The sequence below is a fragment of the Saccharopolyspora elongata genome (assembly GCF_004348985.1).
GTDB classification, from domain to species: domain Bacteria; phylum Actinomycetota; class Actinomycetes; order Mycobacteriales; family Pseudonocardiaceae; genus Saccharopolyspora; species Saccharopolyspora elongata.
In genome coordinates this window covers 108,790-121,199 of record NZ_SMKW01000008.1, presented here as the reverse complement: position 1 = coordinate 121,199, position 12,410 = coordinate 108,790, and the positions used below count along the sequence as shown (strand labels likewise).

Below are 12,410 nucleotides of genomic sequence, written 5' to 3'. Positions count from 1 at the left end.
TCGCCTGCCACCGCCGGCGGTGAGCCGGTGTTGGCAAGCTAGGCGTCTTGATCAGTCAAGGCAAGGGCGGTGTGCCCCTTGTTGCAAATACGTGAATGTGGGTGAAAAGGGACGTCGGGGCGCTGCACCAAAGGCCGCATCCCACTGCGATGATCGTTGGCAGTCGTACAGCCGAACGCTGGCAGCGCCGCCTCAACTGCTGGTGCGCAGCCATCGCGCCCTGGCGAACCCGGTGGTCGCGATGGCCCACGCGACCACCCAGACCGCTCCGACCGCGAGCGCCGCGTACGTGGACCAACCGGCTGCGGGCGGCCCGAGGGCCAGCACGATGCCGAAGGCGCGCAGCGAGAATCCGATCACACCCGCTGCCATCACCGCGACGCCGAGCCACGACACCGCGACGAGTATCCAACGGACGACCGCGACCCTCGCGAGGGTGCGCCACGCAAGCAGCAAGGCGCAGATCGCGGTGACCAGGCCGACGGCCGCATTGCCCAGCTGCGCGAGCGCGATCTGCTCGGGTTGCCAAGCGACGTACGACGACGGCGGGGCGGGGAACCCGTGGATGCCGAGTTCCGCGCGAATCGCGAGAACGACTTTCGAGGTGGTGTACGCGAGAGCGCCCGCACATGCGATCAGGGCTGCGGTGGTCTGTCGTTTCATGCCTCGAATACTCGCGATGCGCGCCTCGCCGATCTTCCCGCCGAGGAACGAACCGCCTCCCCCCGGAGAGGGAAGTCTCCGAAAAAGCAGGACCCAGGCCCCTCATGGGTCCTGGGTCCGCCGGAAGTCGTGAGCGGCGCTGCCGCGCCACTCACGATCATTGCGCCGACGGTGGGCGCATGGCGAGTTTGGCGAGCAGGTCCCGGCCCTGTTCCGCGTGGCGCGGCTGGGCCAGCACGTCGTAGCGGCCCGCGACCAGCTGGCTGGCCGAGGAGAAGTCCCGGCGACCGCGGGTCGAGGCGTAGCCGACCGCCGCGGAGACCAAGCCGAACACGATACCCGCGCCCAGACCGACCAGCACCGGGCCGAACCAGCCGCCCTGCGGCGTGAACAGGCCCAGGATCAGGCCGACGAACAGGCCGAACCAGGCTCCGGAGGCCGCGCCCCCGCCCAGCACCCGACCCCAGGTCAGCCGCCCGGTGACGCGCTCGACGAGCATCAGGTCGACGCCGACGATGGTCACCTCCTGGACCGGGAAGTCGCTGTCCGCCAGGTGGTCGACGGCGCGCTGCGCCTCTTCGTAGGTGCCGTAGGAACCGATCGGCCAGCCGCTCGGCGGGGTGGGCAGGTTGGGTGTGCCCGGCGCCGACCGGCCGGAGCCGGTGAACGGATTGGACACCGCTGACACCTCCGTTGGATTGCTGCCATGACGGGGACCGCGGGAGCCGGGCGAGCCCGATTCCGGCGTATTGTCCCCTACCCCATCAGGCTACCCCGTGGAGTCTCCCGGAGATCATGTCCGTCCGAGCGGTTCCACGCATCCGCAGCCCGGTCACTGGGCGGCCGCCCGCCGGACGACCGCGAACGTCAGCGCGGCGCACCCCAGCGCGGCCAGCGCCAGGAGCACGAGGCCCCAGGTGTAGTCGCCCGCCGTGCCGTAGATCGCGCCCATCACCAGGGGCGGGAAGAATCCGCCCAGGCCGCCCGCGGCGCCCACCAGGCCGGTCACCGCGCCGACCTCGTCGGGCGGCGCCAGCTTGGCGACCAGTGCGAACACCGCACCCGCGCCGGCCCCGAGCACCGCGGCCAGCCCGAGGAAGGCGATCGTGCCGAACGGGACCAGCGGCAGTTCGAAGGCCGCCAGGGCCGCGAACGCCACGGCGAGCGAGCAGGCGGTACCGAGCACGTCGGCCGGGTGCACGCGGTCGCAGAGCCAGCCACCGATCGGCCGGGCCACCAGGGCCACCACGGCCAGCACCACGAATCCCGCCGTGCGCATCGAGGCGTCGCTCGCGCTGAGGTCGTAGGCGGACTTGAGGTAGGTCGGCAGGTAGACGCTGAACGCCACGAACCCGCCGAAGGTCAGCGCGTAAAGCACCGACAGCTCCCAGGTCGCCGCCAGCCGCAGGGTTTCCACGGTGCGGTGGAACGCCGAACCCGGCGGCACCACCCGATCGGCCGGATCGCCGAGCAGCGTCCACGCCAGCACCGCCACCACGACCAGCGCCACCGACACGACCAGGAACGGCGCCAGCTGCCCGAACGCGGCGGTCAGCGGCAGCGTGGTGAACGAGGCGATCGCCGTGCCGCCGGTGCCGACGCCGAAGACGCCGAGCGCCATGCCGCGGTTCTCGGGCGGGAACCAGGCGTTGGCCGCCGGGACGCCGACGGCGAAGGTGGTGCCGCCGAGGCCGAGCAGCACGCCGCCGATCATCAGCACCGGCAGCGAATCGGGCAACAGCCCGACCAGCAGCACCGGGACGATCGTCAGCAGGCTGATCAGGGTGAACATCGGCCGGGCGCCGTCGCTCGTCGCCGCCGCGCACGTGCACACCATCCGCAGGCACGGCCCGACCGGATCGCCGGGTTCTTCCCGATCCCGGCGATGTCGATGGTCTCGCACGCCGCGGGCGCTCGGTTCATCTCGCTGATCGGCGGCACCATGCTGTCGTTCTACGACTGGTACGCCGACCTCCCGGTCGCCTCGCCGCAGGTGTTCGGCGACCAGACCGACGTGCCCGAGTCCGCGGACTGGTGGAACTCCTCCTACCTGATGATGTGGGGCTCCAACGTCCCGGTGACCCGCACCCCGGACGCGCACTTCATGACCGAGGCGCGGTACCGGGGCCAGAAGGTCGTGGTGGTATCGCCGGACTACGCCGACAACGTGAAGTTCGCCGACACCTGGCTGTCGCCGCAGCCGGGCACCGACGGCGCGCTGGCGATGGCCATGGGGCACGTGATCCTGCGGGACTTCTTCGTGCAGCGGCAGGCACCGCGCTTCGCCGACTACGTGCGCCGCTACACCGACCTGCCGTTCCTGGTTTCGTTGCGGGACAACGGCGCGGCGCTGGTGCCGGACAAGTTCCTCACCGCGGCCGATCTCGGTGCGCCCGGCGATCACGACCGGTTCAAACCGGTGCTCGTCGACGAGCGAACCGGCCGCGAGCACGTGCCCGGCGGCAGCCTGGGATTCCGCTTCGGCGAAGGGGAAACCGGCCGCTGGAACCTGGATCTCGGCGAGGTGCGACCGCAGCTGAGCCTGCTCGGCCACGCCGCCGCCGAGCCGGTCGCGGTCGAGCTGCCGAGGTTCGACGTGCCCGACGAGCGCGGTGCCCGGCTGCGCCGCGGCGTCCCGGCGATCCGCGTCGGGGACCGCCTGGTCACCACGGTGTTCGACCTAATGCTGGCCGACTACGGGGTGGCCCGGCCGGGACTGCCCGGGGACTGGCCGAGCGGCCTCGACGACCCGAAGCCGCACACCCCGGCCTGGCAGGAGGAGATCACCGGGGTGCCCGCCGCGCAGGTGACCCGGGTGGCCCGCGAATTCGCCCGCAACGCCGAGGAATCCGGCGGCCGGTCGATGATCCTGATGGGCGCGGGCACCAACCACTGGTTCCACTCCGACACGATCTACCGGGCGTTCCTGGCGCTGGTGACGCTGACCGGCTGCCAGGGGGTCAACGGCGGCGGCTGGCCGCACTACGTCGGCCAGGAGAAGTGCCGCCCGGCCACCGGCTGGGCGCAGCTGGCCGGGGCGCTGGACTGGGCGCGGCCACCGCGCCAGATGATCGGCACCGCGTTCTGGTACCTCGCCACCGACCAGTGGCGCTACGACGCGCTGGGCGCCGACGAGCTGATCCACCCGCTGGGCCCAGGCCGGTTGTGGGGCGCGGCGATGGCCGACTGCATCGCCCGGTCGGCGCGGATGGGCTGGATGCCGTCGTACCCGACGTTCGACCGCAACCAGCTCGACCTGGTGGATTCGGCCGGCGCGGCCGGGATGGAGCCCGCCGACCACGTGATCGACGAGCTGCGCGCCGGGCGGCTGCGCTTCGCCTGCACCGACCCGGACGCCGAGCAGAACTGGCCGCGCATCGTCACGGTGTGGCGGGCGAACCTGCTGGGCTCGTCGGCGAAGGGCAACGAGTACTTCCTGAAGCACCTGCTCGGCACCGATTCCGCGCTGCGGGCCGAGGAAGCCCCGCCGAACCGGCGGCCGCACGACGTCCGGTGGCATCCGAAAGTGCCGGAGGGAAAGCTGGACCTGCTGGTATCGCTGGACTTCCGGATGACCAGCACCGGCCTGTGCAGCGACGTGCTGCTGCCCGCCGCCACCTGGTACGAGAAGCACGACCTGTCCTCGACGGACATGCACCCGTTCGTCCACGCGTTCACCCCGGCGATCGCGCCGCCGTGGCAGACCCGCAGCGACTTCGCCGCTTTCCACGCCGTGGCCCGCAAGTTCTCCGAGCTCGCCGCGACGCACCTGGGCATCCGCGAGGACCTGGTCGCCGCGCCGCTGCTGCACGACACCCCGGACGAGCTCGCGACGCCCGGCGGGGTGGTGCGGGACTGGGGCCGCGACGAGGTGGACCCGGTTCCGGGCGTCAAGATGCCGAAGCTGATCGTGGTGCGACGCGACTACCCGGCGGTGGCGGAAAAGATGGCCGCGCTCGGGCCGCTGGTGGACCGGCTCGGCGTGGGCAACAAGGGCTGGACGGTCATCCCGGACCAGGAGATCGAGCGGCTGCGGCGCAGCAACGGCACCGTGCAGGGCGGCGTCGCCGCCGGGCGCCGTCGCTGGCGCGGGACGTGGACGCGTGCGAGGCGATCCTCGCGCTGTCCGGCACGACCAACGGCCGGATCGCGGTCGCCGGCTTCCGGGTGCTGGAGGAGCGCACCGGCGTCCGGCTGGCCGACCTGGCGCTGGACAACGAGGGCAAGCAGGTCACCTTCGCCGACACCCAGGCGCGCCCGGTGCCGGTGATCACCTCGCCCGAGTGGAGCGGCAGCGAGCACGGCGGCCGCCGCTACACCGCATTCGCGATCAACGTCGAACGCCTCAAGCCCTGGCACACCCTGACCGGCCGCCAGCACTTCTACCTGGACCGCGACTGGATGCAGGAGCTCGGCGAGGCGCTGCCGGTGTACCGGCCGCCGCTGAACATGCACCGGTTGTTCGGCGAACCCGAGGAAACCGGCGGCACCGCGGTCTCGGTGCGCTACCTGACGCCGCACTCGAAGTGGTCGATCCACTCCGAGTACCAGGACAACCTGCTGATGCTCGCGCTGTCGCGCGGCGGACCGGACCTGTGGATGAGCCCGGCCGACGCGGACCTGATCGGGGTGCGCGACAACGACTGGGTGGAGGCGGTCAACCGCAACGGCGTGGTCGTCGCGCGGGCCGTGGTGTCGCAGAAGATGCCGCGGGGAACGGTGTACATGTACCACGCCAAGGACCGGGTGGTGGACGTGCCGAAGTCCGAGATCTCCGGGCTGCGCGGCGGGATCCACAACTCGCTGACCCGGCTGCTGCTCAAGCCCACCCACCTCATCGGCGGCTACGCCCAGATGTCCTTCGCGTTCAACTACCTGGGCCCGACCGGCAACCAGCGCGACGAGGTCACCGTCATCCGCCGCCGCAGCCAGACGGTGGAGTACTGACGCGGAACGTCGAGAAGGAGTACTGATGCGCGTGATGGCACAGCTGGCGATGGTGATGAACCTGGACAAGTGCATCGGCTGCCACACCTGCTCGGTCACCTGCAAGCAGGCGTGGACCAACCGCGGCGGCGTCGAGTACGTCTGGTTCAACAACGTGGAAACCCGCCCCGGGCAGGGATATCCGCGCACCTACGAGGACCAGCAGCGGTGGCGCGGCGGGTGGCGGCTGACCCGCGGCGGCCGGTTGAAGCTGCGCGGCGGCGGGCGGTTCAAGCGGCTGCTGTCGCTGTTCGCCAACCCGAAGCTGCCCGCCATCCAGGACTACTACGAGCCCTGGACCTACGACTACGACAACCTGATCTCCGCGCCGCTGAGCGACCAGACGCCGGTGGCCCGGCCCTGGTCGCTGATCTCGGGCGAGCCGACGAAGATCTCCTGGAGCGCCAACTGGGACGACAGCCTGGCCGGCTCGCCGGAGCTCACGCGGCAGGACCCGGTGCTGCGCAAGCTCTCCGACGAGGTCAAGCAGTCCTTTGAAGAGACCTTCATGTTCTTCCTACCGCGGATCTGCGAGCACTGCCTCAACCCGTCCTGCGTCGCGTCCTGCCCGTCGGGCGCGATGTACAAGCGGTCCGAGGACGGCATCGTGCTCGTCGACCAGGAGCAGTGCCGGGGCTGGCGGATGTGCGTCACCGGCTGCCCGTACAAGAAGGTGTACTTCAACCACCGCACCGGCAAAGCCGAGAAGTGCACGCTCTGCTACCCGCGGATGGAGGTCGGGCTCCCGACGGTGTGCTCGGAGACCTGCGTCGGCCGGCTGCGCTACCTCGGGGTGGTGCTCTACGACGCCGACCGCGTGCTCGAAGCGGCATCGGTGGACGACGAGCACCAGCTGTACCCGGCGCAGCTGGAGGTGCTGCTCGACCCGAACGACCCGGAGGTGCTCACCGCGGCGCGCCGCGCCGGCATCCCGCCGGACTGGATCGACGCCGCGCAGCGCTCCCCGGTCCACGCGCTCATCAAGGACTTCCGGGTGGCGCTGCCGCTGCATCCGGAATTCCGCACCATGCCGATGGTCTGGTACGTCCCGCCGCTGTCGCCGGTGGTGGACAAGCTGGCGGAGACCGGCCACGACGGCGAGGACGTGGGCAACATCTTCGGCGCCATCGACGCGCTGCGGATCCCCGTCGAGTACCTGGCGGAACTGTTCACCGCCGGCGACGTGCGGCCGGTGACCGAGTCGCTGCGCAAGCTGGGCGCGATGCGCTCGTACATGCGCGACATCAAACTCGGCCGCCCGCCGAACCCGGCCATCCCGGAGGCCGCCGGGCTCGACGTCGAGCAGGTCCAGCGGATGTACCGGCTGCTCGCGCTGGCGAAGTACGAGGAGCGCTACGTGATCCCGCAGGCGCACGCCGAACTCGCGGGACAGCTCGACGAGCCCGGCTGCTCGCTGGACTACGAGGGCGGGCCGGGCATGTACGCGTTGGGGCCGTTCGGGGAGTCCTCCGGCCAGCCGGTGCCGATGTCGGTGGAGAACTTCCACCTGCTCAAGCAGCGGCAGAGCGCGGAGCACTTCACCGCGCCGGACGGCTCGCGCCGCGTGAACCTGCTCAACTGGGACGGGCGAGGCACGCCCGAGGGCCTGTTCCCGCGCGACGACGAGGACAGCTGATGGGCTTCGACCGCTCCCGCGCTCTCACGCACCGCATCGCGGCATACCTGCTGGCCTACCCGGACGAGCCGCTGCGCGCTGCTGCCGCAGCTGCGGGAGGCCGGCGCGGAACTCCCGCCCCAGTACGGCGCGCCGCTCCGCGAACTGCTGGACCACCTGGACGCGACGACGCTGCTGGCGGCGCAGCAGCACTACGTCGAGACCTTCGACCTGCGTCGGCGCTGCTGCCAGTACCTGAGCTACTGGTCCACCGGCGACACCCGCAACCGGGGGCGCGCCATCGCGGACTTCAAGCGCATCTACCGGTCCGCCGGCGTGCTGCCGCCCGACGACGAGCTGCCCGACCACCTCACGGTGGTGCTGGAGTTCGCCGCCACGACCGATCAGGAACTGGGCACCGCGCTGCTGGTCAACCACCACGCCGGGCTCGCGCTGCTGGCCGAGGCCCTGCACGGCCAGGGCACGGTGTACGCGCGCGGGGTCGACGCCGTGCTGGCCACGTTGCCCGCGCCGACACCGGCGGTGCTGCGGGCGGCCGAGCGCATCGCCGCGACCGGGCCGCCGCAGGAGTCCGTGGGCATGGCGGGGCCGTTGCTGCCCTTCCCCACAACCGAGCAGACGGGAGTCCGCCGATGAGCACCTGGGACGTGCTGCTGTGGGGCGCCGCGCCGTACGCGACGATCGCGGTCCTGGTGGTCGGCTCGATCTGGCGCTTCCGGTACGACCGGTTCGGCTGGACCACCCGGTCCTCGCAGCTGCTCGAATCACGGCTGCTGCGGTTCGCCAGCCCGCTGTTCCACTTCGGACTGCTGGTGGTGATCGTCGGCCACGCGATCGGGCTGCTGATCCCGGAGTCGTGGACCGCCGCGCTCGGCGTCTCCGAGCTCCTCTACCACCTGGTGGCGGTCGGCCTCGGCGCGCTGGCGGGCATCTGCACGCTGGTCGGGGTCGCGCTGCTGATCTACCGGCGGCGCCGCAACGGCCCGGTGTTCTCGGCGACGACCGGCAACGACAAGGCGCTGTACCTGGTGCTGGTCGGGGCGATCGTGCTCGGGTTGCTGACCACGGTGCTGGCCAACGGCATCACCGAGGGCTACGACTACCGCGCCACGATCTCGCCGTGGTTCCGCAGCATCTTCGTCCTGCAGCCCGACGTGGCGCTGATGGTGGACGTGCCCTGGCCGTTCAAGGCGCACATCCTGGTGGGGATGCTGCTGTTCGCGCTGTTCCCGTTCACCCGGCTGGTGCACGCCCTCAGCGGTTTCGCCGCGGTTCGCTACCTGTTCCGGCCCTACGTCGTCTACCGCAGCCGGGCCGAGGCGCGGCCGCGCCGGGGCTGGGAGCCCGTCGGAGTGCCCGGCCAGCGCCGCGGCAAGCCCGACGCCCCGCGCCCGACCCGGAAGCCCTGAAACCCGACCCCGCTCAGGCCGGATCGGAAACCTCGGCCCGGGGCGCCTTCGCCCGCGACGGTGCCTTCTGCGCGAAGCCGGCACGCCGCCTGGGCCGCGGTGCGAGGACGTCGACGGTGCCGACCAGGATCATGTGGGCGTAGGCGGTGAGGCCCGTCGCCAGGACGATCCAGCCTCCGCCGCTGAAGGCGTTCGGCTCGTACGACCACAGGACGCCGACGAACACCAGCAGCGTCAGCACCGACGCACCGACGCGCGCGGCGGTGCGGTAGGCCACCGCTGCGGGCCAGGTCAGCAGCCCCGCGACCAGCGCAAGCCCGAGCGGGCCGAGCCGGAATCCGGTGGTGAACAGCCAGAACTCGGCCGCCAGCAGCACCACCGCGATGAACACCGCGGGCAGCCAGCGCGCCAAGCCACGGCCGACGCGGTGCGCCAGGCGCCACCCCGACCACACGGCGAAGACCGCGGTGAACAGCATCGCCAGCAGCGCGCCGGGGCCGAAGGACGTGCCCGAGAAATCGGCCACGACGAGCCAGTTCCCGGGCACGCCGCCGAACCAGCCGAAACCGTCCGCGCACCCGACGTCCACGCCGGTGCCGGAATCCGAGCAGGCCACGGACAGGGCGAGCAGCGGCGATTCCGCCGAACCCGGCGGGAAGGGACCGTCCGATACTACGAACGAGCTATCGAACGCCGACTCGTGCTGGTCGGCGGACAGGACCTGCGTCCCGGGCATCGACCCCCACCCGACGCCGGTGAACACCACTGCGCTCGCCGCCAGGAAGCCCAGCAGCGCCGCGCGGCGCGGCGCGGCGATGGCGTACACGACCGCCATCAGCAGCGGCTTGATCAGCGTCATCGCCCGACGCCCCAGCCAGGGCAGCACGCCGCGCCCGGAGGGGCGGACGGCCCGGTAGGCGAGCAGCCCGAAGCGCGTCGCCATGGACAGCGCCCGCGGCTCGCCGAGGTCGGCGAACCGCTGGCGGCCGACGTCGTAGCGCTCCACCTGGCCGGACAGCTGCGCGGGCGCGGGCACCGGCGGCTCGGCACCGCTTTCCGGGTCGGCCCCGGAAGAAACGGTGTGGACGAAGGGGATTTCCTCCGCCGCGATCGTCCACTGCAGACGTTCGGTGAGCAGCCGCTGGGTCTCGGTCAGCGAATGCTCGTCGTCCGGGGCGGCGAACAGCGCGTCGAGCTCGGCGCGCACCTCGCCCGCGTGGCGCGCCCACACCTCGGCGAGGAATCCGCGCCACTGCTTGGCCTGCTCCTCGCCGAGCTCCCCGAGCTCCGCCGTCGTCGGGCGGGAGACGATCGCCTGCAGCGCGTCACCGAGCTCCTCCGAGCTGCTGTGGCGCCGGGCCAGCCGAGCCGGGTCGGCGAGCAACCTGACCAGCGCGGCGGCGGAGTCCATCCGCCCCCACATCCAGTCGTTCGCCCGCCACTTCGCGGACAGGAACGCGCCGAAGTTGCCCACGTCCAGGCCGCGGATCTTGTCCGCGATCCGCAGCGGCACGTCCTCGCCACGCCGCAGCGCGTCGAACGGCAGCGGGCTCTGCTCGTCGCTGACCACGCGCAGCAGGTTGATCCGCGATCCCGGGACGCGCCCGACGTCCAGCGGCGCGGTGAGCACCACCAGCTGCCGCAACGTCGCCGCCCGCTGTTCGCTGCGCTCCAGCAGCGCGTAGCCGAGCTGCTGGGGCTCGTCGATCCGCTCGCGGGGCGGGGCCGCCGCGGCCAGCCGGTCGGCGACCCGGTGCAGCATCGCGTGCGCCTCCGCGACCGCGTCCACCCCGTCGGCGTCCGGGACCGCGTCCGCACCGGAAGATTCCACAATGGACATGAGCTCGCGGGCGAACTCGGCGAGATCGTCGTGGAAGTCCTCGCCCGCCTCGATCGCGCGCAACACCTCGCCCAGCAGGGGCTGGATCGGGGACGGCAAGGCGTGCTGCAACCTGGCGCGACGACGCTGCACGCGCTGCACCCACTCGTCGAGCTCGGTCGTCTCGACGATCGGTTCCAGCTTCGCGCCGTTGATCCAGTACTGGTCGGCGTGCCCCTCCAGCACCTCGCCGAAGCTCCGCAGCCGGTAGAGCACGGACTTGCAGCGCCCGATCTCGCGGCTCTCCGGCGCCCAGCGCTCGATGTCCCAAGCCCAGCCGAGGCATTCCTGCACCGCGGTGAGCAGGCCGCGCGCATCGTCGAAGACGCGCGTGGTGGCGTCGCTGCCGAGCCCGGCCGACAAGCGGTGCGCGAGCTGCGTTCTCGCCTGCGCCGACCACTCGGCCAGCGGATCCCCGACCACCGGCGGCAGCAGCTTGCCGTCCTCGATGCCCGCGGGCTCGGTGAGCAGCCGGTACACCGCCTGGGCGTCCAGCTCCGCGCGAACCACCGCGTGATCGGGCAGGACCGCGTCGACCTGCTGCGCCAGCACCGCCGCCCGCTCGGCATCCGGCGCGGCCCGCAGCGGCGCGTACAACGCCTTGCGGCGCAAGGCGGTTCGCGCGACCAAGCGGTTGTGCTCGTCCAACGCGTCGAGGTCCGCGAGCAGCGATTCCTGGGACAGCCGGGCACGCAGGGCCGTCGCGGTCACCGGCACGGCGAACCCGGGCTCGCGGCGTTGCTCGCGCGAGGCAACGGGATCCGGGTTCAGGTAGAGCAGCCACCGGTGCGTCGGCCGGTTCGCCGGCGCGGCCGAGATCGCATCGATCGCCGCCGTCACCGGGATGTTGTCCAGCACGCCGCCGTCGATCACCCGGAACGGCGGGAGCAGCGGATCGGAGGCCGTTTCGGAGAACAGCCCGATCATGTTCGGCTCGCCGTCCGGTGGCTCGCCGAGCGACGAGCGCACCTGCGCGGGCTCGAAGGCGAAGGGGAACGACGACGTCGAACGGGCGGCGTGGGCGAGCCGCAGCACGGTGGGCGCGAAGTCGTCGCCCGCGCCGAAGTCCGACAGCGGATCGCCCGCCCTGCCCTGGTGCCGGAACCGGAACGACGCGGTGCGCCGCTCCTGCAGCATCGGCCCGGACCGGCCGTCGAAGCGCCGCTCCAGGATCGGGTCCAGCAGGGTGGCGGTCAGCAGCAGGTCGGCGCGGTGGCCGGGGTGCTCCGCCGCCGCGGGCACGTTGTCGGTGATGACGTCGGCGAGCTCGGCGCGAAAGTAGCGGTCGCCCTCCAGCAGCGACGGCGGGCGGTGCTGCCAGAACTTCGGCACCGGCCGGGACATGGCCTCCACGTCCCCCAACCGCACCCACACCTCGCGCATCCGGTCGAAGGGCATCCCGTAGACCAGCGTCGCGGACAGCAACGTCGCGTTGAGACCGCCGGCCGAGGCCCCGGCGAGCACGTCGACCGCGACCGCGTCGTAGCCGGACAGCTTCGCCAGCGACGCCCACGGATGGGTGCCCGTCGAATCGTCGTCCGCCGGCGCCCGCGAATCCGCCACCGCCTCGCGGAGCCGGTTGATCTCGGCGACCGCGCCGCCGATCCACACGGCCATGCTCGCGCCGCCGCGCATGGCCAGCGCCAAGCGCAGTTCCTGCTCGTTCTCCGCTGCCGCGGTGGCCACCTCGGAGCCCGCCCTCTCGATCGACGCCTGCGGATCTCACCCGGAACCTACCGCGCCTGCCGCCACGGCCGATCTCCAACAGGCGAACTCAACCCGTCCGCCACCGCACCGAGCCCCGGACGGCGCATCACCACCACCCGCCCGGCGCCTC

The 12,410-nt window shown here is 72.0% G+C and carries 7 protein-coding genes and 1 pseudogene; 4 read left to right on the top strand and 4 right to left on the bottom strand.

The window, feature by feature from the left end; all coding sequences use genetic code 11:
• Positions 1-192: 192 nt before the first annotated feature.
• The 3 genes from E1288_RS09090 to E1288_RS09080 form a co-directional block, all read right to left on the bottom strand.
• Complete coding sequence (locus E1288_RS09090) at positions 193-663, bottom strand: hypothetical protein (RefSeq protein ID WP_132483218.1); 471 nt, start codon at positions 661-663, stop codon at positions 193-195.
• Between the two features lie 157 nt (positions 664-820).
• Positions 821-1,342, bottom strand: coding sequence for a general stress protein (locus E1288_RS09085; RefSeq protein ID WP_132483216.1), 522 nt, complete (start codon positions 1,340-1,342; stop codon positions 821-823).
• A gap of 153 nt (positions 1,343-1,495) precedes the next feature.
• Positions 1,496-2,506: an MFS transporter gene (locus E1288_RS09080; RefSeq protein ID WP_235883443.1), complete on the bottom strand. Its 1,011-nt coding sequence runs from the start codon at positions 2,504-2,506 to the stop codon at positions 1,496-1,498.
• Here E1288_RS09080 and E1288_RS47915 point away from each other — a divergent pair.
• From E1288_RS47915 to narI, 4 genes and pseudogenes are all read left to right on the top strand, one after another.
• Positions 2,439-5,610 (top strand): annotated as a pseudogene (locus E1288_RS47915) (nitrate reductase subunit alpha); the annotation flags it as partial. The gene E1288_RS09080 and the pseudogene E1288_RS47915 overlap by 68 nt on opposite strands.
• A 25-nt stretch (positions 5,611-5,635) precedes the next feature.
• Positions 5,636-7,285: a nitrate reductase subunit beta gene (gene narH / locus E1288_RS09070; RefSeq protein WP_132483214.1), complete on the top strand. Its 1,650-nt coding sequence runs from the start codon at positions 5,636-5,638 to the stop codon at positions 7,283-7,285.
• 78 nt (positions 7,286-7,363) lie between these two features.
• Positions 7,364-7,921, top strand: a complete 558-nt coding sequence (narJ, locus tag E1288_RS09065) for a nitrate reductase molybdenum cofactor assembly chaperone (protein ID WP_207954267.1) — start codon at positions 7,364-7,366, stop codon at positions 7,919-7,921.
• A complete protein-coding gene (gene narI / locus E1288_RS09060) occupies positions 7,918-8,694 on the top strand; it encodes a respiratory nitrate reductase subunit gamma (protein ID WP_132483212.1) in 777 nt (258 codons plus the stop codon). Before narJ ends, narI begins: the two co-directional genes overlap by 4 nt.
• A 13-nt stretch (positions 8,695-8,707) precedes the next feature.
• Here the strand turns inward: narI and E1288_RS09055 are convergent, their stop codons facing one another.
• Positions 8,708-12,259 (bottom strand): patatin-like protein, encoded by a 3,552-nt coding sequence (locus E1288_RS09055; protein ID WP_132483210.1) that lies wholly within the window; start codon positions 12,257-12,259, stop codon positions 8,708-8,710.
• Positions 12,260-12,410: the final 151 nt, after the last annotated feature.